Genomic DNA, 24,018 nt, shown 5'->3' with positions numbered 1-24,018 from the left:
GTGAGGCGGAGCCAGAGGCTTCGCCCGCCTGCTCTTCTCCGGATCAAGGATATCGATCATGCAGAAACCCATCTCTGCCCTCGCTGCTTTCGGGCTGGCATTCCTGTCTTCCTCTCTCGCTTCCGCCGACGATGTCAAAATCGGCAACCTCACCATTTCCGCACCCTATGTTCGCGCCATGGTGCCGGGAGCTCCCGTCGGCGGCGGTTATATGACCATCACGAATACGGGAGGCACCGACGACCGGCTGATGGCAGCGAGTTCACCGCGCGCCGCAACGGTCCAGATTCACGAGATGAAGATGGACAATGACGTGATGATCATGCGCGAGCTTGCCGGCGGCCTAGCAATACCGGCCGGCAAGACCATCGAGCTCAAACCCGGCGGCTACCACCTCATGTTCATGAAGGTCGCCACGCCCTTCCTTCAGGGCCAGACGGTGAGGACATCGCTCAAATTCGAAAAAGCCGGTACGGCCGAAATCGATTTTCGCGTCGGATCGATCGCGGCAAACAAGGAGGCATCCCATGTCAAATAGACGACGCTTTGCGGCAACGGCCGTCGCCCTGGCGCTTATCGTCGGCGCTGGTGCCATCGGCTACGCAACCTTCCTCATGACGCCCAAGGTCCGGGCGGCCGGCAGCTTCGGTGCAGCCTTCACGCTGACGGACGATCGCGGTGAACCCATCACCGAAAAAGCCCTGTCGGGTCATCCCTCGCTTGTCTATTTCGGCTATACGCATTGCCCCGACGTCTGCCCGACGACGCTCTACGATATGGCGGGCTGGTTCAAGACGCTCGGACCTCAAGCCGACGGGTTGAAGGCCTATTTCTTCACCCTCGATCCAGAGCGCGATACGCCGGAGATCATGCATAGCTACACCGGCAATTTCACCGACCGGATTATCGGCATCACGGGCGATCCCGGTGAAATGCAGAAGGCGATCAAAGGCTGGCGCATCTATGCCAAAAAGGTGCCCAGCCCGGACGGCGGATACACCATGGACCACACGGCGTCCGTACTGCTCGTCGATGCCGACGGCAATCTCAGGGGTACGATCGCCTACCAGGAAAATACCGATGTCGCCCTGCAGAAGATCCGAAATCTGCTGCAACAGAATTAATTCCGGGGTGCGTAATCGGCTCCGGGAATGGGAATTCCGTCGGCCCTTGCGGCAACGGATATCGGTGATCGACCGATCGCCATCACACGATCCGCGGGCTTTCCCCGGATCACCAACATGATAAGGAAATCAAATGCCCCCTATCAAGAAACTGCTTCTCGCTGCAACTGCAATCAGTATCGCCCTTGCCGGCCAGGCTATGGCCCATGCCCATCTGAAATCCGCCGTTCCGGCGGCCGACGGCTTGGTCAAGAGCGCCCCGTCGGAGCTCGACCTGACCTTCTCGGAAGGTCTCAATGTGAAATTCAGCGGCATTAAGATAACCGGGCCTGACAAGGCAACCATCAAGACCGGTGAGGCCATGCTGATGAATAGCGGCACCACGCTCATGGTGCCGGTAGCCGACAAGCTTGCGCCAGGGAAGTACACGGTCGAATGGCATGTGCTCTCTACGGATGGCCACAAGACCAACGGGAACTATAGTTTCACCATAGCGCCTTGAACGGCCTGGAAACTGCCGGCAACCATCGGTGCGCAAGCTAACTTACTTGCGATAGGCGGACGGATTGATGCCGTGGCGCTGCAGGCGTGCATAGAGACTGCGGCGCGGCAGTCTGAGCGCCTGCGCGACTTCGGCAATATCCCCTTCGAAGCGTTCCAGCGTGGCCCGTAGAATGTTTGCCTCGAAGTGATCCATCTGCTCGGAGAGGCCAAGCTCCGGCGCGGGCTGACTGCGAACGGAGGAGAGGCCTAGCGCCGCTTGGGTCGCATAGTTACGCAGCTCCCGGACATTGCCCGGCCAATCGTGTGTCAGAAACCGTGTCTCCATCGCGGCATCGATGGGCGGACGCGGCACGCCGTGCAGGCGGGCGGCCTCGTCGAGGAAGGCGCTGAACAATAGGCCGATATCGGCGCGGCGCTCCCGCAGCGGCGGAATGCGGATTCTCACGGTTTCCAGCCGATAGAGCAGATCGGCGCGAAAAAGGCCATCGGCGACTGCAGCGTGCAGATCGCTTTTGGTGGCAGCGACAATGCGGAGATCGACAGGGGTCGGCTCGCCGCTTGCCGAAGGCAGCTCGCGTTCCTCGGCGACACGCAGAAGCCGTCCCTGCAGCATGGGCGACATGCTGTCGATCTCGTCGAGAAACAGCGTGCCGCGATCTGCCTCGGCAATGCGTCCGCGCCGAACGCGGTTTCCGAACAGAGCCTCGTCGGCGATCGCGTCCGGCAAGGCGGCACAATCCACCGCGACGAAACTGCGGGCACGCCGCCTGCTCCAGCGGTGAATGAGCCGGGCCACGAGCTCCTTGCCGGTCCCGGTTTCGCCTTCGATCAGAACATCCACATCGGCGTTTGCGACCTGGCGGATCGTTTCGCGCAACCGTGCCATAACCGTCGTCTGGCCGAGAAGCGGCGATGCATCCTCCGCCTCGGCAGCCGCCTGCCGCAAACGCCGGTTTTCCAGCACCAGGCGGCGCGTTTCCAGCGCCCGGCGCACCGATGCGATCAGATGATCGGTAGCAAAGGGCTTGGCAATGAAATCATAAGCGCCCTGTTTCAGCGCCCCGACAGCCATGGCGATATCACCGTGGCCAGTCATCAGGATAACGGGCAAGTCCGGATCGCGCGCCAGCACGGCTTCCAGCAGATCGTGCCCATCGATGCGCGGCAGACGGATATCGCTGACGATCACGCCGGGCAGTGCGGTTGCAAGGCTTGCCAGCGCCGATTGCCCGTCACCATGCGTCTCCACGTCGAAGCCCGCTATGGCGAAGGAATCCGTAAGTGCGGCATTGAACGGGCCGTCATCCTCGACCAGAAGAACTTTCTGCGACGCTTCCAGGGTCATGCTCGCCTCACCGTCATTACGAAAGCCGCGCCACCGAGCGGCGAAGGGCCGATGGTCAATGATCCGCCGAGATCATTCATAATATCCTGGGCAATCCCGAGCCCGAGACCAAGTCCATCGGGCTTGCCGGTAACGAACGGACGGAATATTTCCTTTGCCAGTGCCGGATCGATACCGGGACCATTATCGGCGACGGTCAGTTTCACCATATCCTTTCCGGCAGCGTCGACGAGCAGAGCAACATGCGGATCCTCGATACCGGCAACCGCATCGATAGCGTTCTGCAGCAGATTGACGATGACTTGCTCCAGCCGCACCCGCTCGGCAAGCACATGGGGCTGGCCCTGCCCCGGCAGCTCCAGCCGCACGCCGGCTTTGCGAAACCGATTCCCCACCAGCAGTAAGGCACCGGCGATGATGGCATCGAGCGGTTCCGCTCCGGCTGCACGCCGCCCCCTGCGTGAAAAACGCCGCATCTCCTGCGTGATCGTGCCGATGCGCGCCGTCACTTCGACCGCGGCATCCAGATTGGCGCCGACGCGATCGAGGCGATTGGCCGCGAGATGGTGGCGCGCATTCTCGGCGAGAGTGCGGATGGTCGCGACAGGTTGGTTGATCTCATGCATCAACCCCGCCGTGATCGAACCGACGGAAGCAAGCCGGTTCGCTTGGGCAAGTTCCTCACGGGCATCGCGATATCGATCCTCGGCGCGCGCACGTTCAGCCATCTCGTCGTGCAGCTCGACCGTGCGTGCGGCGACGGCCTCCTCAAGTGCTCGCCGATCGTCCGCTGCCCTGGCCGCTCGGGTCATCCGCCACCAGATCGCGGCGACGATGACTGCCAAACCGACAATGACGGGCAAAGCCAGCAGCCAGGCCTGCGCCTGCGCCTCCTGTAGCGCCGCGCGGGTGTCGAGAAGATGCAGGAGACGCAGATGCGTCCCGGCCACCGGCTGCTCCGCAGCGATCATGATCCGGCCTCGCGGATCGCGTATGCGACCGGCCTCCTCGGCGTGATAATTCCCCTGCGCAAGGGCGGCGTCGCGATATTGGCCGCTTGCGGCGATGCTGGCCCGGACTTCAGGCGACAGAGGTGCAAGGGTCGTCAGCACCTGTGACGGGTCGGATGCGGCAAGGATGATCTGATGTTCGTCGACGACAAACGTTTTTCCGCGATCGTTCGCCCAGATCCGCGACACCGCGTCGAACTCGAATTTGACCACGACGACTCCCGCCGGAGCGGCGGCATCGCCGACCCTGCGGGCAAGAAACAAGCCCGGCCGGCCGCTGATGGCTCCAGCGCCGTAATATTCCGCCGTGCCGTCTTTCAGCGCCTCGGAAAAATAGGGACGGAAGCTGAAGTTCTTGCCGACAAAACTGTCTTCGGTCCCCGCATTCGACGCGGAAATGACAAGCCCCTTCTGATCGACGAGATAGATGATATAGGCGCCAGTTTCCCGCGCCAGAAAGCCAAGCTTGTCGTCAAGTCGGCGGGCGGCATCCGTTGTGGGGCTCGCGAGCGCCTCACCAAGATCGCGATATTCGCCGAGCACGATTGGAAGAAGCCGGAAGCGCGCCAGCTCACTGTCGAGCAGGCGGATATGCTGGACCGTAAGGCCGCTCGCCTCCGCATCCAGCCGCCTGAGAGCGTCCTGACGGGAAAGTGAAAGCGCCGCGTACCAAATGCCCGCGGCAGCGGCTAAACCGGCCACCACCAGCAGCACAATTCGCTTCAGACCTGCTCCGTTCATTTGTGCAGAATATTGCACAAACCGCGAAATAGCCATGCAGAATCTTGCGCGAATTTTTCCAAGAGCGACGATCTCATTCTGAGAAAAATGAAATATATCAATAGAATATCCTGAGTGGGCTTCAAACCTCGTGCGCCGCGCTTTCCTCACATATCAATAGCGCCACTGGGAGAGTGGTCCTTCAATACGCACAACAGTCGGCTGTTGGCCAGATAATGGCATTGCGGATACCGCCTTGATAGCGGCCGCCAGCAACCCGAATGCGCGAGGCCTTCCCTGGCGAACCCGTCGTGTGCAGAGCCATCGCTGCGTAACGACGATCCGAAGCAAGAACGGGAGGAGAGGAACAATGCTGAATACACTGGATCCCATCACGACGACGGCAGCGACGGAAGCAGCCGCGCGGCGTCAACGTCTGAAATCGATCATCGGCGGCTCCACCGGCAATCTCGTCGAATGGTTCGACTGGTATGTCTATGCGGCCTTCGCGCTCTATTTCGCACCGCATTTCTTCCCCGCCGGCGACCAGACCGCGCAGTTGTTGAATTCGGCAGCGGTTTTTGCAGTGGGTTTCGTCATGCGGCCGATCGGCGCCTGGATCATGGGGCTGTATGCCGACCGCAAAGGCCGCAAAGCCGGCCTCGCCCTTTCGGTGACGCTGATGTGCGCGGGGTCGCTGATTATCGCGCTAACGCCGGGATATGAAACCATCGGCGTTGTGGCACCGGCACTTCTGGTCCTCGCTCGCCTGATGCAGGGCCTCTCCGTCGGTGGCGAGTACGGCGCTTCGGCAACCTATCTTTCCGAAATGGCCGGCCGCCAGCGCCGCGGCTTCTTCTCATCCTTTCAGTACGTCACGCTGATATCCGGCCAGCTTCTTGCAATCGCGCTCTTGATCCTGTTGCAGGCCGTGATGACGACCGAAGCGTTGAACGCCTGGGGATGGCGCATTCCCTTCTTCATGGGAGCAGCGCTTGCAGTCGTGGTTTTCTGGCTGCGGCGCGGCCTAGCCGAAACCGAAAGCTTCAAAAATGTGCGCGCGAGCGATACACAGAAATCCGGCTTCTGGATGCTCATCACCCGCCACCCCAAGGAAACCGCGCTGGTCATGCTGCTGACGGCCGGCGGCACGCTCGCCTTCTACGCCTATTCGATCTACATGCAGAAATTCCTGGTCAACACCTCCGGGTTCAGCCGGGAAACGTCGAGCGAGATCAACGCAATCACGCTGTTCATCTTCATGCTGCTGCAGCCGATTGCGGGCGGGCTCTCCGACAAGATCGGCCGCAAGCCGCTGATGATCGGCTTCGGCCTTTGCGGCGTGCTGTTTACCTATCCGATCTTCTCGGCGCTCGAAACCACGAAAGATCCTCTCATTGCCGGCCTGCTGGTCATGGGCGCATTGGTCATCGTCACCGGTTACACATCGATCAATGCGGTCGTGAAGGCGGAGCTGTTTCCTGCCCATATCCGAGCTCTCGGCGTCGCGTTGCCCTATGCCCTCGCCAATACGCTCTTCGGCGGCACAGCCGAATTTGTGGCGCTGAAATTCAAGAGCAGTGGCTGGGAACAGGGTTTCTACTGGTACGTGACGGCGATGATCGGCATTTCGCTGATCGTCTATCTCTTCATGCGGGATACGGCCCGAGACAGCGCCATCCAGGAAGATTGAGATAGCAGGCGCGGCGAAAAGATTTCTGCCGACACAAGCACAACCAGACAGGAAGGGCGGGACATCCGTGATGTTACGCCTAAGGCTTTTAGCAGTCCACGGACCTTCGACGGTCGCAACCGTCAGTGCACCAGCCCGCGGCTTTTCTTGCGTCCGCTCAGCAGGTGAATGAAAGTAATCCCCTGCTCCAGCAGCAGTTCGGCTGCTTTCAGATCATTCGGGCCGAGATCGGACGAACAGCCGCGAAGATTGCAAGCCAGAAACAGGGAATTGGTGACGGCAAGCGTATCGCCGTCCTCCTCGGCCTCTTCGGCAGTGGCTTGCAGTACATCCGCAACGGCTGCCATAAGATCGGCCCGCTCCTGCAGGTTCATTTCACCAAGACTTTTCGCGATCTCATTCATGGCTTCTCCTTGGCGCGCACGATTGCCCACGGCATCGGTCGGTATCGGCGCGGCTCACAACGTGGAAATGATTGGAATGCGATTGGTAAGTGAGAAATATGGCGATGAGCGCGCGAAGCAGCAAGGCATGGCTTCCATGTTGGAAACGCATGGCATTGCTGTTGGTTCACCATACATGAGATGGGATATCGGCGCTCGCAGGACCCAGCCTGAAGCCCTGCCTATGCTCAATGAGTTTTAAAGCTGCGCTATCCAGCGTGGTCCGGATGCAATCGTTTGAGCCAGAGGCGTAAGTCTGCTCTTCCTAAAACGACATGTCCGGGGCCGATCGTCCGGCCCCGGACACAAGATATCTCCACTGCAAACCGCTCAACGCGGACGGCGGATCGCCCGCAGTTTGCCGCTGCCGCCACCACCGGCGTAGAAGCGGCCCTTGCCATCGGATTCCAGGCCGGAAACGCCGGTACCCTCGGGCATTTCCAGCAGCTCCAAAACCTCGCCGGTCACCGGATCAACACGGCGGACGTCGCTTTCGTCGCCCTCCCAGGTGCCGTGCCATAACTCGCCATCCACCCATGTCACGCCCGTAACGATGCGGTTGGATTCGATGGTGCGCCGGATGGCGCCCGTTTCGGGATCGATTTCATAGATCTTGCGGCCGCGATGCTGCCCGACCCACAGGCTGCCCTCGCTCCAGGCAAGGCCTGAATCGCCGCCATGGCCGGGCGCCGGTATCGTGGAGAGTATCTTGCCGGTTTTCGGGTCGACCTTATGAATCTGGTCTTCGGCGATCTGGTAGAGGTAGCGGCCATCGAAGGCGGTGCCGGCGTGCGAGGCAACGTCGATCGTGCGCACTTGCTCGCCGCTTTCGGGGTTCAGCGCGTGCAGCTTCTCGCCGGAGGCGAACCAGACGTGCTGGCCGTCGAAGGTGACGCCGTTTACGCGCGGCGCGTTGTCGAAGGGGCCGTATTCGCGAATGATTTCCGCTTGGGACTTTTTCATGCTTCCTCCTCCCGTCGGGATCGGTTGAGTGTCGATAATAAGAAGCCTAATCGCTCGGCAGCGGTCCGGGGAGTAACAATGTTGTCGGGAAGCCGACGACGGGCGGCATCATCCAGCGACAGGCCCGTCCGTTGCCAACGCTTTGCACCATCCCTGCCGCCGCAAGCGCGTCGAGCGCACGCTGCACGGTACGCGGACTTGTCGACAGGGCAATCGACAGTGCCGAACTCGACCAAGCCTCGCCATCCGAAAGCAGGGCAAGCACGGAGGCATGCTCGACCTCGACCGGTGGTGCCAGCACGACGACATCACCTGGCAGCCGAGGCGTCAGCACGAAACCTTCCGCCGTCGCCCTGATCTCTGCGAGCGGCTCCAGGGCCGCGCGTAGCCTGCCGACCTCGACACGCAGCCGCGCCCTGTGGGATTCGTCGGCATGGCGGGCGCCGAATGCGCGGGAAAGCAAAAGCGCCCGCGGCGCGTCGGCAGGAGCCGCTTCAGCGAGCAGGCGCGCAAGGGCAAAAAGCACGGGCCGACTCGCAAGCGATATGATGTCTCCGGCGCGGCGCACGACGTTGCGACAGGCGTCCACGACCAAGGCATCGGACGCCAGAAGCGCCTCGACCTCATCCAGCGACAAGGGTCTTTCGCCTTCTTTAGCCACCAGGCGCGCGGCTGGCTCGTCGAGTATGCGCGCCGCATCCTGCACCTCGGCGATGAGTGCTGAGATTCCTGCCCTCTGTGCCGCTTCCGCCGCGCGTATCAGGGCGGCACGTGCCGGCTCGATACGCAGGCGGCGGATGGCAATGCCGGCAACCGCCAGTTCGTGGCTTGCCCTTGCGGCGGGAGGCAACGGCGATGGGTCGAGCTTCGCCAGCAAGCGCTCCGCCGCGTCCAGATGACCGATGAGCAGAAGGCGGCGTATCTGCAGATTGCGGGCATGAGCGGCGTTGATGCGGTCGCCATGTTTTTCGAGAGCGGCCCGCGCCGTCTCCAGCGCCTTTTCCGGCCAGCCCAGGTCGCGTGAGACAAGGGCGATCTCCGCCTCGGCAACGACGCAACGGGCGCGGGCGATGGCCTCGCGCGGACCGAAGGCGCGCGCCGCGCTCTTCAGGAGCGCCTTGGCGCGGGCGAGATCGCCGAGCTGGGCCATGGCGATGCCGCGAAGCGCCAGCGCCGGAGCATCGTCGCGCAGTGCAACGCGCTTCAACGCCCCCAGCACATCTCCGGCAGCGAGCGCCTGGGCGGCCGCGACGATCAGTGAGTCCATCGAAATCCCGTCACACTTGTAACTCCCACCCCTTCGCACTCCAGCCGTAAGGTATCGCACATCGGCAGGCAAGACGCGGCGCCGACGAGGACATATGTCGCTGACAAGAGGAGATCAACCATGACGATGCATGCGACTGGAACACGCAAAGAGTGGCTTGCGGCACGACTTTCCCTGCTGGAGCAGGAAAAGGAGCTGACGCGGCGCAGCGACGAGATCGCCGCCCGCCGCCGGGAATTGCCCTGGGTGAAGGTGGAAAAGGACTATCGTCTCGAGACCGAGCAGGGTGTCGTCCCGCTCTCGGGCCTCTTCAAGGGGCGCTCGCAGCTTCTCGTCTATCATTTCATGTTCGGGCCGGATTATACGGCCGGTTGCCCGTCCTGCTCGTCGATCGCGGACGGCTTCAACGGCATCGCCGTGCATCTTGAAAATCACGACGTCGCCTTCTCGGCCATTTCCCGGGCACCGCTCGAAAAGCTGCAGGAGTTCAAGCGGCGCATGGGCTGGACTTTCGACTGGGCCTCTTCGGCAAACAGTGATTTCAACCATGATTTCAATGTCTGGTTCACACCGGAAGAACAGAGCGGCGGCAAAATCGAATATAATTATCGCCGCGAGCCGCCAATGCTCGATGCTCAGGCGGGCAAGACGATACAGCAATGGGAGCTGCGCGGCAGCGAAGGCCCGGTTGAACTGATGGCGTCAATGACGGGGACGGATATCGCGACTTACACGCGTGACCGGCCTGGTGTAAGCGCCTTCGCCATGCAGGACGGAGATGTCTATCATACCTATTCCTCCTATGCCCGCGGGCTGGACGGGCTCTGGGGCATGTATCAGTGGCTAGACCGCGCTCCGCTCGGCCGCAACGAGACCGGCGTGTGGTGGAAACATCACGATCGGTACGGAGCAAACTGATGTTGCGCCTATCCGAAAGCAATGAAGGGGCCGGCGTGCATCTCGCCGCCCCCAACCTGCCCCTTACCGCCAGCCGATGGCTGGCACTGGCGGCAGCGCCGAGCTTCGCCCTCATGACCGGGCTGTCTGCCTACGGTGCGGCCGGCGATATGATCTGCTCGGCGCAAGGCGGTTCGATGCTCGGCGGGATGGTCCCGATGTATCTGCTTATGAGCCTGTTTCATTGCGGCCCCTGGCTGAGGCTGCTTGCAAGGGAGGCGGGCGCACATGCCGGGGCTAAGCCTCGGTAGCATCGACCGGTTTGCTGCAAAGCCCTCGGCGGCCGGCAAATGAAGGATCGCTTCCCCGTCCGCCATAATAGGTCAATACGATGATATTGCGGTACTATCAGAAGCGTTGCGGCGAAAAGGGTGCCAGATCGATGGCTGATCTCTGTCCTGTGAGGAGATCGGCGACCAGACGCGCCGTGCCCACCGACTGTGTCAGTCCGAGATGACCATGGCCGAAGGCATAGATCACATCCGGCGTAACCCTGGCCTGGCCGATAGCCGGGAGGCTGTCCGGCAGCGATGGCCGGAAGCCCATCCACTGCACGCCGCCCTCCGGTTTGAGACCGGTCAAGAAAGAGCGGGCCTTCTGAAGCAGGGCCTCAGAGCGGCGAAAATTCGCGGGCAACTCCAATCCGCCCAGCTCCACCGTACCGCCGACGCGGATGCCGGTGGAAAGCTTGCTGACGACGAAGCCATGGCCGCCAAACGTTATCTGGGTGCGCAGGTCGAAGGCTTCGGATGGAAGCGTCGTGTTATAGCCGCGCTCTGTCTCAAGCGGGATGCGCTCACCCAGCGTTTTGGCGATCCGATGCGAGAAGGCACCAGCAGCCAGGACGACCTTGCCGCTCTGGCGCAGTTTTCCATCTGCCGCCGCCACCTCGACACCCGCGGGGATCGCACGGAGCGCGGAGATATCAGCCGCCTCGATGACACCGCCGTGGCTGCGAAAATGCTCAGCCAGCGCCAGCGTATAAAGCTTCGGGTCGGCAATGGAATACCAGCCGGGCGTGAAGGTGCCGAGTGTGAAGCGTGACGCCAGCCCCGGCTGAATCGCTGCCATCTCGTCGGCTTTCAGGTGCTGGAATTCAATGCCGTGATTGCGGCGCGCATCCCAACCGGGCAGCGAAGCACGGAATTCCGCCTCGCTTTCATAGACCTGGAGATTGCCCTCCTTGCGCAGCATCGAGAGCGTGTCGGTGGCAGCCAGAAAAGGCTCCAGTTCCGCCTTGGACAGATCCATGAGGCTTGTCTGGGCCGCGATGGAATGGGCGACGCGTGACGGCTGGCAGGCGCGCCAGAACCGGAACATCCAGGGCGTGATCTGCAGCGCATAGGCGGGAGGAACGGAGAGCGGTCCAAGCGGATCGAGGAGCCACTTTGGCGCCTTCTTCAGGATACCCGGGGAGGCAAGCGGCAGGATATCGGTGAAGGCGAAAGCGCCGGCATTCCCCGCCGATGCGCCTGCGGCCGGTCCTTCGCGATCGAGGACCACAACCTGCAAGCCGCGCTTCTGAGCCGCGATCGCAGTGGAAAGACCAATCACGCCGGCCCCGATGACGATAACATCCGGTCTGCTCATCTCTGTATTTCCGCAATCTGCGTCGCTCCGCGGGCAAACGCTGTTCCAGGTCTCAGGCTGATCATGGGCATCCCTCCTCCCGGTATGGGATCAAGCGCGGATATCGATAGGTTAAGCAATTATCGTCAAGCGTTATGGCAAACCGAAATGCGCGACGAAACAGCGAATCCACCTGTCGATTTCTTGTATTCTTTTTGTATTTATAATTTCCATGTTTATGATGCAAGCAAGCATAATAAGGGAGAACCGAAATTGACCGATGTGACCACCCTGACATCCGCTGCACTGCAAAGCCGCGTCGAATTGATCCTTTCCAAAGCCGGCTTCAATGCACCACAGGGAGCTGCGATCGCACGGACGATCGTCGCGGGCGAACGGGACGCCTGTAAATCGCATGGCATCTACCGCATCGAAGGCGTGCTGCGCACGGTCAAGGCGGGCAAGGTTCGCCCGGATGCAGTGCCCGAATTGGAGCACCGGGCCGACTCGGCCATCGTTCGCGTCGATGCCAGGAGCGGCTTTTCCAATGCCGCCTTCGAGCTCGGCGTACCTGTACTCGCCGAACAGGCTCGCCGTTTCGGTATTGCTGCGCTTGCCATCAACGACTGCACGCATTTCGCAGCACTCTGGCCGGAGGTGGAAGCGCTGACGGAGCGCGGCCTTGCCGCCTTTGCCATGTGCCCGAGCTATTCCACCGTCGCGCCCGCCGGCGGTACTGCGCCGCTGCTTGGAACCAACCCGTTCGCCTTCGGCTGGCCGCGCCTCGACAATCCGCCTTACGTCTTCGACTTCGCGACTTCGGTTGCGGCGCGTGGCGAGATCGAATTGCATCGGCGCGCCGGCAAGCCTTTGCCTGAGGGTTGGGCGATAGATACCGATGGTCAGCCGACGACCGATCCGGAAGCGGCGCTCGCCGGCGCCATGCTGCCGTTTGGCGGTCACAAGGGTTCGGCGATCGGCACCATGATCGAACTTCTGGCTGGCATCATGATCGGCGATTTCACCAGCCGCGAGGCACTCGATTATCTCGGCTCGACCGCGTTTGCGCCACGTCACGGCGAACTCATCGTCGCCTTCTCGCCAGAAGCCTTCGCGGCGGGCCGACCAGGAAATCCGCTCGCCCGTGCCGAAATGCTGTTCGAAGCGATCGTCGGCCAAGGCGCGCGCCTACCCTCGCAGCGTCGTTTCGCCGCTCGCGCTCGTGCGGAAAAGGATGGTATCCCGCTGACATCAGAGGAATTGCGCCAGCTCGATCGGCTAGAGGAGCTTGGCCTCGATGCTGTGATCTGAGCGACGTTGAAATGCATGTGAAGGCCAAAGTAAGAAAGAGGCCCCTCGGGGCCTCTCGCATATCGAGCCTAAGCTGACCGTAACAGCTTAGGCCTTATACTTTTCCACGGCGCCGGGAAGACTGCTCCACTCGGCGTACCAGCTGTTGAACAGCTTGAACTGCGTCTCGACATAGCCGCGCTGGCTCTCGTTCAAGACATCGCTTTCATTGAAATGAAGCTCGTATTCCTTGTCGCCCTTCAGCACCATCATGTACTTGAAAAAGAGAACCAGATCCGGTCCTTCGTCGAAAGAAGACAGGACGGCAAGCGCCTGCTCCAGCTCGAGCGCGCGCTGGCGTGCGTCGACGTCACCCTTGGCGGCGGCCTGGGCAAGGTTGCAGAGATGGATGACTTCCTTGGGCAGCACGTTGCCGATGCCGGTGATTGCGCCGGTCGCGCCGCAATTGACGAAGCCGTGGAAGACCGCCGTATCGACGCCGATCATGAGCGATACGTCATCGTCGCGGCTGGTAATGTTCTCGGCGGCATAGCGCATATCGGCCGGGCCGCCGAATTCCTTGAAGCCCACGAGGTTCGGATGCTCGGCACGTAGCGCAAAGAACAGATCGGCACGCGTGGCAAAGCCATAATAGGGGCTGTTATAGATCACAGCCGGGAGATCGGGGGCCGCCGAGAGAATCGCCTTGAAATGTGCCTTCTGGGCGGCGATCACCGAGCCGCGCGACAGCACGCGAGGGATCACCATCAGGCCCTTGGCGCCGACCTTCTGAGCGTGCGCAGCATGGGCAACGGCTGAAGCGGTATTCACGGCACCGGTGCCGACGACGACAGGTACGCCTGCCTGGGCCAGCCGTTCTACCCCTTCCATGCGCTGCGCATCGGTCAGCAGCGGCCAATCGCCCATGGAGCCGCAATAGACAACAGCCGACATGCCCTCGGCAATGAGCTGCTTACCCTTGCGCACGAGCGCATCGAAATCGGGGCTGCGATCGGCCTTGCACGGGGTCATCAAGGCAGGGATTACGCCGGAGAAAATGCTTGCGGTCATCTGTCTATCCTCTTGTGGCTTCGGCTCGAGTGGATCGGCACCCAGCCGCATTCGCCGCCACGCCTCACCGTCTGTGCAGCATTCATACAGCCTTGTATTTAATTTGTCGACAAGAAATATGCAGGCTAAAGACTGACGTCGAGACGCTCCTCGCGCATCAGCAGTTTCTGGATCTGGCTGACGATCTGTTCGGCATGTTCGCGCGCCAGACGCTCGGCAAGTTCGGTATTCCGCGCCTCGATCGCGGCTATGATTTCATCGTGCTCCTCGACGAAACGGCGCGGCAGCTGATCATTATAAGATTGATAATAGAGGCGCAGGAGGCGCCGACCCTCGTTCAGCAAACGCAAGAAGAGGCTGGTGAAATAGGGATTGCGGCCGGCCTCTGCGATCGCAAGATGCAGCGCGGCATTGGTCGAGATCATGGCAAGCGCATCCTGCGCTTCGACGGCATTGGCGAATTCAATCTGGAGAGCCCTCACGGCTTCCAGATCCTCCGGACGGTGATATTTCGCCGCGAGCTGCGTCGTGACCCGATACATCAGCACCAGCGCATCGAAATAGCTGTGCATGTTGAGGAAGTCGATCTGCGACACCATGGTCGAGCGATTGGGCAGCGTATCGATCAGCCCCTCGCCCGCCAGCCGCACCAAGGCTTCACGGATCGGCGTGCGCGACATGCCGAAACGTTCGGAAAGCTGCACCTCGTCGATGGGGCTGCCCGGCAGCAGCTCCAGATCCAGAATCTCGTCGCGCAAGATATCGTAGACAACCTTCACGCCAGAGCCGCGCTTGCGCTCGTTTCGGAGGCTTGTTTCATGATCCATGGCTGACTGACCTCTTCTTTCAGCGAGAGAAGTAAAGGGGCATGCCAGGTAAATCAACGGCGCTTGCGAGCCTTCACAAAAATCGAGACTCGGCTTCGTACGTATTCAGTGGCACCGCAAGCTGCGGTCTTCACGGACCACCTCTTCCGGCGCCGACGCATCACGATCTATGGTCAAAAGGGCAAATAGTCCTGCAGCCTTCAAATTATGATGAAGCTGCGTCATATTTGGCCGGCCAGAGTGCCCACTTTATTGTGAGAACGCTCCCTGGTCCGTGCACGGCCGCAAAGAGCAGCCCTGCCAGGAAAACGAAATGGTCCACGAAGAAGCCGAATTCGGCTTGGTTGCCGGCCCAGCGTGCCGGACCGTGGAACGAGAATCCGAGGAAGATGACATAAACGGCTGCAACGAGTGCCGCCGGGGTAAACAAGGCACCGGTCAAGAAGGCAATGACGAGCAGCACTTCAAGGATCGCAGCACACCACGCCAGGAACAATGGAAACGGGAAACCGGCGGCGGCGATATAGCCGGCGGTCGCGCCCATATCCATGAATTTGAACGAGACAGCCATCAAGAAGACGACAGCGAAGATCAGGCGAGCGGCGAGAATGGCGGCAATCTGCCAAATTGATTGAGCATTTTCCACGATATTCCTCCAGATTGAAGCGGTTGATGCTCCAAGGACGACCGACAGAAGGCGATTCCGACAAGCGGAAGAAAATTATTTTGATGGTGCAACCGCCTGCGGATAAAGAAACTGATCGAAGCCGTTTTCGTCAGCTTAGCGCCCTGCATTCCGCTGCAAGCCAGGATTGAACCTTGCAGAGACGAGCCTGCAAAGATTGACCCTCTTCGCCGCCTATGCGGCAAGAGTCACCCCAGGCTCAGAGTCTGCGACATTTTCGCGGGACCGCTTGTTACGAATTCGAGATTGAGAGAGGATGCGCCGCGTACGCGCTACCTATCGCGGCGCCGCAAAAACTAGCCAGCCAACTATGAAAATCTCGTTAACCAAACTTGCTGCAGAACAACGCACCTCATATATGGACGTCGGCTTGGCGTGAGGGCGAACAAGCGGCGGCGGATTTCGTTGCCGTCCCGTCAAAATCATTTCACAATCAAACCGTAATGGAATTGCACGCAGAGGAACGATTTGATGGAAGAACCCTGGACGACCAATCGCGAGCCGATCGTGGCGACGGAGCTCGACATCAAGAAGGCGGCTGCGATCAACACGCTCCTGCTTCACCCCATTGGCATTCTGCCCGTCAAGGCCGGTGATCCAATTCGTCCCTTTGCGCTGGGTCTCTGGAATGAATTCCGTCCGCTTTTGAAGCCCGATGTGCCAGTCATGTCGCTTCGTCGCGCCACCAGCGCGTTTCTGCATTCCAAGCGATACTATCATGCCTGCGCTCAATTGGACTCCATGCGGCACGATCTCGCCGGCAATCCCGTCGAGCCGCTTTCGGCAGAGGACAGGCTTGCCGCGCAGCAGCGCCTGATCGCGCTGCGTCAAACACACGCCAAGGCGGCAGCTCAGCGCGAAGAGCCGCCTCCGCCGCCGGTAGTCAACAAAGCAGAACTCATTCGAGCCTCCCTGCTGGGCAGACGATCCGACCGCGCCGCTCGCTGACTGAGGCGCGCCTCCTATATTTTCTCATTTTATTGCCGAGAGACCGCAACGGAAGCGCCGTTCGTTCTTCCGTGAGGGTGGTGCGCTGTATTCGCTACACGGCCGCCATTCGAGATAACATTTGCCAAATCTCGCCTGCTCGACAGAGCCGAATGATTCCCCTGGCTATTCGCGCCCCTTTGGGTTTGAAGAGCGGTCACATCGTGCCATGGGACAAACTCGACGTGACGGATCCCGGCCATCTGAAGCTGAAATGCACCGTCGCGGAGCTCGACGCGAGGCCTCGATGAGCATGCGCATTGCCTCCCGATGATGTCTATGCATGATCGCCTTCCGCTTCGGATCGCCTGGCAAACGATACAACCGGACCCAAGACTAGGAATATCGATTGGTTAAGAGCGGATAATGCGCTAACTTAGCCTTGCAGAATATTTGGATTGCCAAGATGTTTGACGCCAAGAAATTCATGTTGTCTGGATTATCATCTGCTGTTGGCAGGTTTCATAAGAATAAAACTCTGCAAAAAGCTATTTTCAACGCCATTCGCCTGAACAGAGCGGAAGTAGCCGACATCATACTGGACGACAATGCCAGGTTCCTCAGCTATTGCATGGCCAGGCGAAGCTGGTCGCACGCGCAGATCATGCAGGATCTCTGGGTCTGTTTCGAGCTGGCAGAGAAAAGAAACGGATTTTTCGTGGAATTCGGCTCGACCAATGGCTTGAAGAATAGCAACAGCTGGCTCCTTGAAAAGAAGTTCGGCTGGAATGGGATCCTCGCCGAGCCGAACCCGATCTGGCATTCCGATCTGGCGGCCAACAGATCCGCCTCCATCGAGCATCGATGCGTATCATCGAGTTCCGGCGCAACAGTCAAGTTCATCGTTACGGATGAAACTGACCCGGAATTGAGCTCCATTGCAGATTTTTCTCAGGGAGATCATTTTTCCGGCGTTCGCAGTCAGGGGAGACAGATCGAGGTAGAGACCATATCGCTGGACGACCTGCTTGATACCTACAATGCGCCGACCGTCATCGACTACTTTTCGATAGATACGGAAGGCAGTGAGCTGGACATACTTTCTGCCTATAGTTTCAGCCGTGAATTTCAGCTTATTTCCGTGGAGAATAATCCCAAGACCGAAACGGCGATCCAGATGCTCCTTGAGGGCAAGGGATACAGGCGCGTATTTCCGCAGTTCTCGCAATGGGACGGCTGGTATGTTTCGCGGACACTCAGAAGCGGAGAAACGCCCCAAATTATAGCGCCTGAATCCTGAGCGACGCACGGCCTTCCTTGCAAAACAAAGGCACAGACCATCGCACGGCTTTTCTTTCAGTCCGGCATCCCGGGGCGAGCTTTGTCGACACCTCCGCGCTCAGCTTTCGCAGAAAGCCTTGCATCCGAATGGGCTTGAAAGAGATTGTTGGTGAAGAGGTCCGACCCGTTCCTCGAGTTCGACCTGCCGATATCTCGTCCGAGCACTTTTACATAGATGACGTAAAGTAACATCCGCGGGAAAATATACCCAGCCTCGAGCACGGCAGCCAGAATGAAAGACCATGCTAAGATGTCGAGTGCAGAGCTACCAGAGCCGATATTGGAAAGTGCGTAGCCGACCATCACAATGAGCACGATGATCGTAAAAAGCAGAATTGGTACTCTTAGGGCACATAAAGCCCCGACTACGAAAGAGACAATGAGACCCCAAGCCATCAAACGTCCAGCTCCGAGTAGTTCATCTTCGATCAAAAATAATACCTGTTCATAGTATCCGTGATCTGTGCCTCTGGGACAAGTCGAATATTTCCAGCTTATGCGGTTATACGCCCAATTTTCAGAGAAAGACTGACGATGAGGGTGAAATTACTACTCTGAGATGATTATTGGCTGCGATCGATACGCGCAAAATGCGAAAGCCGCTCTAAAAGCATCCTCTGCTTGCAGGCCTTTTGGATTTGCCCGAATCTACGGAACCGTCTTGTCATCACGGAGACAATGCCGGGCCTAACCCATTGTCTGTCGTTTGAGTCAGCGCCTGCGGCTTTTCATCTTCGACGCGAATGACATCGCCGGGCGCGACCGGGTCATTGTCGCTCGCAGGCATGCTATGTAAGCTGCCGTCGACGATACGATCTATCGTGGTCTTGAGCGTGCGCCGCGGATCCTCGCTTGCCAGACTTGCCGCAGCCGCGGGGGCACGCGCTTGAATATTGTCGAGAAGAGCTTGGGTCGTTGCTGACTTCTCCCTGTTGGCTGCGAGGCGATCGCGCACATCTGCCGCCTCGGTCAATGCCTGCGTACGATAGCGATTGCTGACATCGGCAATATCGCCATCCGCCTTCGCGATGTCCTGCCGTGCCTTGAGATTGGCAAGTGCCACGTCAAGATTCTGGCTTTCGAGCTGGGCCAGGTTCTGATTGGCGTTAAGCTCGCGCGATGACACGGTCAACCCCTGGGAGATCAGCTTGTTGACCGTTCCGACATCCTTGTTGGCGAGTTCTATCTGCTTTGCAAGCGAAGCGGCCTTCGAGGTGAGAGCTTCGATCTGATTGCTGGCGAGAAGCTTTGCCTGGTTCAGCGCATCGGTCTCGGTGCGCAAGGAGCGCTGTCGCGTATCGAACAAATCCTGCTCTTCGTCCATCATGCGGGCGATAAGCGGATCGTCTGCACGCTGCATCAACTCCGGGGGAAAGCTGATCGAGGGCTTGTTGTCGATGACGGCGTCCAGACGCGCCTGCCGCGCCAGAAGGCTGAGCCGCTCGACATCCAAAGAGCGCAGATCACCCCGGGCGACCACGGCGTCTCGCTGCAGACCGACAAGCGTCGGGTCAGTGACACCGAATGTCCCTCCGGCCATGCTGAGGGCTTGAATGACCGTAAGGCCGGGACTGTAATCATAACGCCCGGGCTTGGCCACCAGACCGGTCAGGAAGAATGGCCGGTATTGCGCCACCTCCACCGAGGCGTTGGGACGCTTTTGCATGCCGACCTGCGTCTTCAACCGCTCGCCGATGCTCTCGGCGACCTGCTCGGAAGTCATGCCGGCTGCCGGTACGGTCCCGATGATAGGCAGCGACAGGTTACCCGATGCCGATATGACAAATTCGCCGGTCAGCGGCTCCCATTCGACAGCGGAGCCGGCCATCGGGCGCCATTCATATACGCGTATGCGCAACTTGTCCTGCGGGCCGAGAATATAGTCATCCGCACGAGCGCTCGACATCCCCAGCACGAAAGCCATGCCGACCGCAGCCAGAATAGGCAACCGATACACAAAACGCCGATTAATTTCCCCGGCCACCGACTTATTCAGCTCCATGGCTTCCACTCCTATTCGAGGGTGAAGGCGCCTCATTGGTGCCGCCCTCCGACAATACTTAGCCATGAACGACCTTAGGCTGCCCGCCGGTCGATCTGTTGACGAAGGACGCAAATCTTCTCATGAAGATTTCCGTTCTGAATTCCGCGGCACGCGCGACGGCGTCACCCGGACGAAGATCCATACGCTCGAGATGCTCGACTGCCTCGATCAATGCATCGACGGTCTGGGTCTCGAAAAAGATCCCCGTCTTTCCGGCAACGACCGTTTCGGTTGCCCCTCCGCGATTGAACGCAATAACCGGCCGACCGCTCGCCATTGCTTCGACCGGCACGATCCCAAAATCCTCTTCACCCGGGAAAACCAACGCCCTGCAGCGCGCATATTGCTCTTGCAGAACCCGAAACGGCTGCGGCCCCATCATCGTTACCGTGGGCCCCGCCATTTTCTGCAATCGTTCCAGCATTTCGCCGCCGCCGATGACGACAAGCTTCGCCTTCATTCGGTTGAATGCCTCTACGGCAAGGTCGGGTCGCTTATAGCTGACGAGTTCGCCGACCATTAGATAATGATCGCCGACTTCCGACCGGGGCACAGGATGAAATGCAGAGGTATCGACCGGCGGGTGAATGATTTCGGCATCTCGCCGGTAGTAGCTCTTGATACGCCGCGCAACGGTGAGCGAATTTGCAGCAAAATCATCGACGCGATTGGCGGTCGCCACGTCCCATGTTCTTAGATAATGCGCGAGCGGCGGCATCATCAGGCGGGTCATGAGGCCGGAACTATCATAATAGCTATTATACATGTTCCAGATATACCTCATCGGTGAATGGCAATAACACACATGCAGAGCCGTCGAATTGGGTATTATTCCCTTGGCCGGCCCGGATTCGCTGCTGATAACAAGATCATATTCATTCAGATTCACCTGCTCGAGCGCCATGGGCATCAACGGGAGATATCTCTTGTACATCCGCTTCGCATAGGGAAGCCGATCTATGAAGGTCGTATATACACGATGTTTCTTGATGACGTCGGAGATGACCGAGGGATCGTAGACATGCGTAAAGATATCGGCACCGGGGTACATCCGGCAGAGGGCCTCCAGAACCTTTTCCCCCCCACGCATTCCAACCAACCAGTAATGTATGATTGCGACACGCATGAAGTACCCCATGAACCGAACAGTTAAACTATATTCAATGTATAGTCTGGAGTTATACTGATTTATTCAGCCGCTCCGACATATTCAGGCTTCGCGCTTTGACATCCGTTGCACTTTTCTGCCGTAGCGTGTGCCGGGAAGGCTGAGCCGTATCGGAATTCAGCCATTTATACGGGCTTATGCTTTCACTATGACGCTCGATGAAAGCCCGCATATCAGCTTCCAACTGGCTCGCTGATGTCTGAGCGCCAGGCGGTGACCGCCTGCGGCTCATTTCCCCGAACCAGCTCTCGACCTGACGCAACCAGAAAACCGGTGTAGGTGTGAAATGCAGGTGATAGCGGGGGCGATGCATCAGCCAGGACTGAACCAATGAGTTTTTATGCACCTCGCTATTGTCCAAAATGATGTGAATATCGATCTCGGGCCGGGCGCCCGCATCAATCTGTTTGAGAAATTCCAGAAACTCGCCGGCGCCATGCTGCTTGTGATATCTATCGATTACAAAACCGCAAACAATATCGAGGGCGCCGACCAGCGAGACGGTCCCTTGCCAAGGTGCGGGATGGGCCTGACCTTCGCCCCCCGAGCGGTTTGACGACCCCACGGATCGCTCGTCGTCAAGCTTCTGAAGAAGGCCGCGCTCGTTGACACCCAACACCAGCGCGCGATTGGGCGGAGACATGTAAAGTCCAAGAATATCAATGACCTTATCGATGAAAAGCGGATCAGTTGAGAGCTTGAATGTCTGCATGCGATGAGGCTGAAGACCGAAAGCCGCCCATATGCGCCGAATTGTCGTATGCGAAAATCCGGTCGCCGCCGCCATCGAACGGATCGACCAATGGGTAGCGTCGGGCGTGGATTGAAGAGTGCGCTCAATAATGGCCGCAATCTGTTCGTCATCGATCGTGCGCGGCCGACCCGGCCGCTCCTGATCGAGAAGCCCGTCTGTACGATTTTTCAAGAAGCGCCGCCGCCACTTGCCGACGGTGTTTTCATGGATTCCAAGCTTCGCCGCCACGGCCTTGCTGGTCATGCCATCTGCGCAGTAAAGGATGATCTGGCATCGTTCGGCCATAGAGCGCGCTGCCGCCCGACGCCGATGCACTTGCAGCTCCAGATAATCTCGCTCTTCCTTACTCAAAACCAAGGGCTCTGTGGGCCGTCCGGTCGCATTTGCCATCGCTAAGCTCCCTGCCAACAAGTACTCATTAAATAACTCGAACTTATGTTCCGGTCACCATTCACACAACCAAATATATATAGAGACGATAACCGCCGCATATATTAAGATATACAAAAATAAGTTGTGTAATAACTCGAATTTATCGGAAATAACGCACATATATTGCAGAGCAACAAAGACATTGTCAAATTATTTATTATTTGTTAATCTCAAACTACATTCGATCTCGGCGCGGGACAGCGCCTTTCTAAACATTGCTGACGACATTTCTTTGTTTCTTCCGAATGCGGGGCAAGCTGATGAGGGAAATTAACGTTAGACGTGAGCTCGATACACTGGGCGATCTGGGAACGCGTCGCAGCAGCGGCACGTCCATTCGTCGGGCAAACAACAGAACTCCAACCTCCAGCACGACCAAGCGTTGCGTTGATGCCACCCTGGCCGGGATAGCATTGGTTGTATTGGCGCCAATGATTGTCATGGTCGTGGCTATTCTTTTGGTAACGCAGGGGCGACCGATCTTCCATTCGCATCGACGCGTTGGCAAAAATGGGGTCCTGTTTCCCTGCCTCAAATTCAGAACGATGGTCAAAAATGGCGAGGAAGTTTTAGCCCAGCATCTTGATGCCAATCCTGCCCTCAGGGCCGAGTGGAACGCGACGCGCAAGCTCAAGGACGACCCGCGCGTCACGCAATTCGGCAGGCTGCTGCGCAAAAACAGCATCGATGAAATTCCCCAGCTTTTCAACGTGATACGGGGAGAAATGAGCCTTGTCGGGCCACGGCCGATCGTCGCAAGTGAAGCCGAGTTGTATGGGGCACATTTTGCCGACTATATCCGTGTCAGGCCCGGCCTGACAGGCCTTTGGCAGGTCAGCGGCCGTAGCGACACCAGCTATGATACGCGCATCGCACTTGATGTGCGCTATATTGCTGAACAGAGCCTATGGGGCGACGTCGTGATCATGGTCAAGACCATTCCGGCCGTCTTGTCGTCTCGGGGCAGCTACTGATCAGGCTGCCTCGGATGCATATTACATGCGATTGCATACGAGCTGCGTAAGCTTCCATTTTCGTAAGCTGCAGCTACCAAACGACCCAGTATAGATTTCCAGAACCTCCGCGGCAGTCGACAGGAGGTATAAACTCCTGGCAGGGAAGGGTTAGCTTTGCACGATATTTATCTCACCGACCAATATGCCGAACTGAACCCAACGTGGCACGAGGAGGATTCCCCGTGGAAAGCACATCAGATCGAAGCGATTATTCGCAAAAATCGGCTGAACTTCGATACACTTTGCGAAGTCGGCTGCGGTACGGGTGAAATCCTCCTAAATCTGTCGCGCTCCTTTCCAAAGGCACATTTTACCGGCTATGAGATTTCCCCCCACGCCTATCAAAGAGCAAAGACGAAGGAAACCAGCCGCGTTTCCTTTCAACTGGGCGATATACTTGAAGAGAAGGATAGTACTTTTGACGTCGTCGTCATTGCCGACGTGATCGAGCATGTCGAAGACTATATTTCCTTCATCAAGGGACTGCGCTCTTGCGGTCGCTACAAGATCTTCCATATCCCGCTCGACCTTTCCGTGCAGTCGGTCCTGCGTGCTTGGCCGATCGCGAATTTGCGCGATAATGTCGGGCATCTACATTATTTCTTCAAGGATACGGCGCTTGCTACCCTGCGGGGCTGCGGCTACTCCGTTATCGACTATGCGTATACTGCAAGCCGCCTGGAATTACCCAATCAGGCTTTCAGCAGTACATTGATGCGGCTGCCGCGCAGGCTGCTTTATTCGATTCATCCGGATTTGGCAGTGCGAATCCTTGGCGGCTACTCTCTCCTCGTTCTTGCAGAGTAGTCATCCATGGCATCAGCGCAAACCCATGCCGGCGCCTGCGATGGGGCAGATTTGCAGCTTC

The 24,018-nt window shown here is 58.8% G+C and carries 25 protein-coding genes; 12 read left to right on the top strand and 13 right to left on the bottom strand.

What is annotated here, in order from left to right:
* The first annotated feature begins 58 nt into the window (after positions 1–58).
* The 3 genes from FHT73_RS13345 to copC all read left to right on the top strand — a co-directional run bounded on the left by FHT73_RS13345 (position 59) and on the right by copC (position 1,626).
* Positions 59–538, top strand: coding sequence for a copper chaperone PCu(A)C (locus tag FHT73_RS13345; protein ID WP_112603181.1), 480 nt, complete (start codon positions 59–61; stop codon positions 536–538).
* Positions 528–1,124 (top strand): SCO family protein, encoded by a 597-nt coding sequence (locus tag FHT73_RS13340; RefSeq protein ID WP_112603179.1) that lies wholly within the window; start codon positions 528–530, stop codon positions 1,122–1,124. The genes FHT73_RS13345 and FHT73_RS13340 overlap by 11 nt, the downstream gene beginning before the upstream one ends.
* A 133-nt stretch (positions 1,125–1,257) precedes the next feature.
* Positions 1,258–1,626 (top strand): copper homeostasis periplasmic binding protein CopC, encoded by a 369-nt coding sequence (copC, locus tag FHT73_RS13335; protein ID WP_112603177.1) that lies wholly within the window; start codon positions 1,258–1,260, stop codon positions 1,624–1,626.
* A 42-nt stretch (positions 1,627–1,668) separates the two neighbouring features.
* On the opposite strand, the gene FHT73_RS13330 is transcribed toward copC, so the two are convergent.
* Entirely contained in the window at positions 1,669–2,973 is a 1,305-nt protein-coding gene (locus FHT73_RS13330; RefSeq protein ID WP_112603175.1) for a sigma-54 dependent transcriptional regulator, read from the bottom strand.
* On the bottom strand, positions 2,970–4,724 hold the full coding sequence (locus FHT73_RS13325; RefSeq protein WP_246712111.1) for an ATP-binding protein: 1,755 nt from the start codon (positions 4,722–4,724) through the stop codon (positions 2,970–2,972). Before FHT73_RS13325 ends, FHT73_RS13330 begins: the two co-directional genes overlap by 4 nt.
* Positions 4,725–5,073: 349 nt before the next feature.
* On the opposite strand from FHT73_RS13325, the gene FHT73_RS13320 reads away from it, so the two are divergent.
* A complete protein-coding gene (locus tag FHT73_RS13320; RefSeq protein WP_162707989.1) occupies positions 5,074–6,396 on the top strand; it encodes an MFS transporter in 1,323 nt (440 codons plus the stop codon).
* A 122-nt stretch (positions 6,397–6,518) separates the two neighbouring features.
* On the opposite strand, the gene FHT73_RS13315 is transcribed toward FHT73_RS13320, so the two are convergent.
* Positions 6,519–6,800 (bottom strand): hypothetical protein, encoded by a 282-nt coding sequence (locus tag FHT73_RS13315; RefSeq protein ID WP_112603171.1) that lies wholly within the window; start codon positions 6,798–6,800, stop codon positions 6,519–6,521.
* On the opposite strand from FHT73_RS13315, the gene FHT73_RS13310 reads away from it, so the two are divergent.
* Positions 6,799–7,041: a hypothetical protein gene (locus tag FHT73_RS13310; RefSeq protein ID WP_162707988.1), complete on the top strand. Its 243-nt coding sequence runs from the start codon at positions 6,799–6,801 to the stop codon at positions 7,039–7,041. The genes FHT73_RS13315 and FHT73_RS13310 overlap by 2 nt on opposite strands.
* Positions 7,042–7,169: 128 nt before the next feature.
* Here FHT73_RS13310 and FHT73_RS13305 read toward each other — a convergent pair whose 3' ends face one another.
* Together FHT73_RS13305 and FHT73_RS13300 are read right to left on the bottom strand one after the other, a co-directional pair.
* On the bottom strand, positions 7,170–7,802 hold the full coding sequence (locus FHT73_RS13305) for a PQQ-binding-like beta-propeller repeat protein (protein WP_183712197.1): 633 nt from the start codon (positions 7,800–7,802) through the stop codon (positions 7,170–7,172).
* Between the two features lie 46 nt (positions 7,803–7,848).
* Positions 7,849–9,069, bottom strand: a complete 1,221-nt coding sequence (locus FHT73_RS13300) for a helix-turn-helix domain-containing protein (RefSeq protein WP_183712196.1) — start codon at positions 9,067–9,069, stop codon at positions 7,849–7,851.
* A 120-nt stretch (positions 9,070–9,189) separates the two neighbouring features.
* On the opposite strand from FHT73_RS13300, the gene FHT73_RS13295 reads away from it, so the two are divergent.
* Together FHT73_RS13295 and FHT73_RS13290 are read left to right on the top strand one after the other, a co-directional pair.
* Entirely contained in the window at positions 9,190–9,987 is a 798-nt protein-coding gene (locus FHT73_RS13295) for a thioredoxin family protein (protein WP_112603165.1), read from the top strand.
* Positions 9,987–10,277 carry a hypothetical protein gene (locus FHT73_RS13290; RefSeq protein ID WP_183712195.1) on the top strand — a complete coding sequence of 97 codons (291 nt, stop codon included), beginning with the start codon at positions 9,987–9,989 and terminating at the stop codon, positions 10,275–10,277. Before FHT73_RS13295 ends, FHT73_RS13290 begins: the two co-directional genes overlap by 1 nt.
* 97 nt (positions 10,278–10,374) lie before the next feature.
* Here the strand turns inward: FHT73_RS13290 and FHT73_RS13285 are convergent, their stop codons facing one another.
* Positions 10,375–11,616: an FAD-dependent oxidoreductase gene (locus tag FHT73_RS13285; protein ID WP_112337047.1), complete on the bottom strand. Its 1,242-nt coding sequence runs from the start codon at positions 11,614–11,616 to the stop codon at positions 10,375–10,377.
* Positions 11,617–11,868: 252 nt separating this feature from the next.
* Here FHT73_RS13285 and FHT73_RS13280 point away from each other — a divergent pair, with 252 nt between their 5' ends.
* Positions 11,869–12,906: an Ldh family oxidoreductase gene (locus FHT73_RS13280; RefSeq protein ID WP_112337141.1), complete on the top strand. Its 1,038-nt coding sequence runs from the start codon at positions 11,869–11,871 to the stop codon at positions 12,904–12,906.
* An 87-nt stretch (positions 12,907–12,993) separates the two neighbouring features.
* Here FHT73_RS13280 and FHT73_RS13275 read toward each other — a convergent pair whose 3' ends face one another.
* The 3 genes from FHT73_RS13275 to FHT73_RS13265 form a co-directional block, all read right to left on the bottom strand.
* Positions 12,994–13,956, bottom strand: a complete 963-nt coding sequence (locus tag FHT73_RS13275) for a dihydrodipicolinate synthase family protein (RefSeq protein WP_112337048.1) — start codon at positions 13,954–13,956, stop codon at positions 12,994–12,996.
* 125 nt (positions 13,957–14,081) lie between these two features.
* Positions 14,082–14,783 carry a GntR family transcriptional regulator gene (locus FHT73_RS13270; protein ID WP_183712194.1) on the bottom strand — a complete coding sequence of 234 codons (702 nt, stop codon included), beginning with the start codon at positions 14,781–14,783 and terminating at the stop codon, positions 14,082–14,084.
* A 205-nt stretch (positions 14,784–14,988) separates the two neighbouring features.
* A complete protein-coding gene (locus tag FHT73_RS13265; RefSeq protein ID WP_183712193.1) occupies positions 14,989–15,429 on the bottom strand; it encodes a DoxX family protein in 441 nt (146 codons plus the stop codon).
* Positions 15,430–15,939: 510 nt separating this feature from the next.
* Here FHT73_RS13265 and FHT73_RS13260 point away from each other — a divergent pair.
* On the top strand, positions 15,940–16,416 hold the full coding sequence (locus FHT73_RS13260; protein ID WP_112337051.1) for a ProQ/FINO family protein: 477 nt from the start codon (positions 15,940–15,942) through the stop codon (positions 16,414–16,416).
* 445 nt (positions 16,417–16,861) lie between these two features.
* Positions 16,862–17,695: an FkbM family methyltransferase gene (locus FHT73_RS13255; RefSeq protein ID WP_183712192.1), complete on the top strand. Its 834-nt coding sequence runs from the start codon at positions 16,862–16,864 to the stop codon at positions 17,693–17,695.
* 56 nt (positions 17,696–17,751) lie between these two features.
* On the opposite strand, the gene FHT73_RS13250 is transcribed toward FHT73_RS13255, so the two are convergent.
* The 4 genes from FHT73_RS13250 to FHT73_RS13235 form a co-directional block, all read right to left on the bottom strand.
* Positions 17,752–18,132: a hypothetical protein gene (locus tag FHT73_RS13250; RefSeq protein WP_112410785.1), complete on the bottom strand. Its 381-nt coding sequence runs from the start codon at positions 18,130–18,132 to the stop codon at positions 17,752–17,754.
* 271 nt (positions 18,133–18,403) lie between these two features.
* Positions 18,404–19,738 carry a polysaccharide biosynthesis/export family protein gene (locus tag FHT73_RS13245; RefSeq protein ID WP_246698965.1) on the bottom strand — a complete coding sequence of 445 codons (1,335 nt, stop codon included), beginning with the start codon at positions 19,736–19,738 and terminating at the stop codon, positions 18,404–18,406.
* Positions 19,739–19,796: 58 nt separating this feature from the next.
* Complete coding sequence (locus FHT73_RS13240) at positions 19,797–20,906, bottom strand: glycosyltransferase (protein WP_246698964.1); 1,110 nt, start codon at positions 20,904–20,906, stop codon at positions 19,797–19,799.
* A 52-nt stretch (positions 20,907–20,958) separates the two neighbouring features.
* Positions 20,959–22,092: an IS630 family transposase gene (locus FHT73_RS13235; RefSeq protein WP_183712190.1), complete on the bottom strand. Its 1,134-nt coding sequence runs from the start codon at positions 22,090–22,092 to the stop codon at positions 20,959–20,961.
* 302 nt (positions 22,093–22,394) lie between these two features.
* On the opposite strand from FHT73_RS13235, the gene FHT73_RS13230 reads away from it, so the two are divergent.
* Complete coding sequence (locus FHT73_RS13230; protein WP_112603151.1) at positions 22,395–23,108, top strand: sugar transferase; 714 nt, start codon at positions 22,395–22,397, stop codon at positions 23,106–23,108.
* A gap of 156 nt (positions 23,109–23,264) precedes the next feature.
* The gene (locus FHT73_RS13225; RefSeq protein ID WP_183712188.1) at positions 23,265–23,957 is read left to right on the top strand and encodes a class I SAM-dependent methyltransferase; all 693 of its coding nucleotides are present in this window, start codon (positions 23,265–23,267) and stop codon (positions 23,955–23,957) included.
* Positions 23,958–24,018: the final 61 nt, after the last annotated feature.

The organism is Rhizobium sp. BK098 (assembly GCF_014193155.1).
Lineage (GTDB): Bacteria > Pseudomonadota > Alphaproteobacteria > Rhizobiales > Rhizobiaceae > Rhizobium.
The sequence above is the reverse complement of the archived record's forward strand: the minus strand, read 5'-3'. Positions and strand labels throughout refer to the sequence as shown.

Excerpts from the sequence above, each read along its gene's own strand:
- FHT73_RS13345 (WP_112603181.1), top strand. The coding sequence starts at position 59 with ATGCAGAAACCCATCTCTGCCCTCGCTGCTTTCGGGCTGGCATTCCTG.
- FHT73_RS13340 (WP_112603179.1), top strand. The coding sequence starts at position 528 with ATGTCAAATAGACGACGCTTTGCGGCAACGGCCGTCGCCCTGGCGCTT.
- copC (WP_112603177.1), top strand. The coding sequence starts at position 1,258 with ATGCCCCCTATCAAGAAACTGCTTCTCGCTGCAACTGCAATCAGTATC.
- FHT73_RS13330 (WP_112603175.1), bottom strand. The coding sequence starts at position 2,973 with ATGACCCTGGAAGCGTCGCAGAAAGTTCTTCTGGTCGAGGATGACGGC.
- FHT73_RS13325 (WP_246712111.1), bottom strand. The coding sequence starts at position 4,724 with ATGAACGGAGCAGGTCTGAAGCGAATTGTGCTGCTGGTGGTGGCCGGT.
- FHT73_RS13320 (WP_162707989.1), top strand. The coding sequence starts at position 5,074 with ATGCTGAATACACTGGATCCCATCACGACGACGGCAGCGACGGAAGCA.
- FHT73_RS13310 (WP_162707988.1), top strand. The coding sequence starts at position 6,799 with ATGGCTTCTCCTTGGCGCGCACGATTGCCCACGGCATCGGTCGGTATC.
- FHT73_RS13315 (WP_112603171.1), bottom strand. The coding sequence starts at position 6,800 with ATGAATGAGATCGCGAAAAGTCTTGGTGAAATGAACCTGCAGGAGCGG.
- FHT73_RS13305 (WP_183712197.1), bottom strand. The coding sequence starts at position 7,802 with ATGAAAAAGTCCCAAGCGGAAATCATTCGCGAATACGGCCCCTTCGAC.
- FHT73_RS13300 (WP_183712196.1), bottom strand. The coding sequence starts at position 9,069 with ATGGACTCACTGATCGTCGCGGCCGCCCAGGCGCTCGCTGCCGGAGAT.
- FHT73_RS13295 (WP_112603165.1), top strand. The coding sequence starts at position 9,190 with ATGACGATGCATGCGACTGGAACACGCAAAGAGTGGCTTGCGGCACGA.
- FHT73_RS13290 (WP_183712195.1), top strand. The coding sequence starts at position 9,987 with ATGTTGCGCCTATCCGAAAGCAATGAAGGGGCCGGCGTGCATCTCGCC.
- FHT73_RS13285 (WP_112337047.1), bottom strand. The coding sequence starts at position 11,616 with ATGAGCAGACCGGATGTTATCGTCATCGGGGCCGGCGTGATTGGTCTT.
- FHT73_RS13275 (WP_112337048.1), bottom strand. The coding sequence starts at position 13,956 with ATGACCGCAAGCATTTTCTCCGGCGTAATCCCTGCCTTGATGACCCCG.
- FHT73_RS13270 (WP_183712194.1), bottom strand. The coding sequence starts at position 14,783 with ATGGATCATGAAACAAGCCTCCGAAACGAGCGCAAGCGCGGCTCTGGC.
- FHT73_RS13260 (WP_112337051.1), top strand. The coding sequence starts at position 15,940 with ATGGAAGAACCCTGGACGACCAATCGCGAGCCGATCGTGGCGACGGAG.
- FHT73_RS13255 (WP_183712192.1), top strand. The coding sequence starts at position 16,862 with ATGTTTGACGCCAAGAAATTCATGTTGTCTGGATTATCATCTGCTGTT.
- FHT73_RS13250 (WP_112410785.1), bottom strand. The coding sequence starts at position 18,132 with ATGGCTTGGGGTCTCATTGTCTCTTTCGTAGTCGGGGCTTTATGTGCC.
- FHT73_RS13245 (WP_246698965.1), bottom strand. The coding sequence starts at position 19,738 with ATGGAGCTGAATAAGTCGGTGGCCGGGGAAATTAATCGGCGTTTTGTG.
- FHT73_RS13240 (WP_246698964.1), bottom strand. The coding sequence starts at position 20,906 with ATGCGTGTCGCAATCATACATTACTGGTTGGTTGGAATGCGTGGGGGG.
- FHT73_RS13235 (WP_183712190.1), bottom strand. The coding sequence starts at position 22,092 with ATGGCAAATGCGACCGGACGGCCCACAGAGCCCTTGGTTTTGAGTAAG.
- FHT73_RS13230 (WP_112603151.1), top strand. The coding sequence starts at position 22,395 with ATGAGGGAAATTAACGTTAGACGTGAGCTCGATACACTGGGCGATCTG.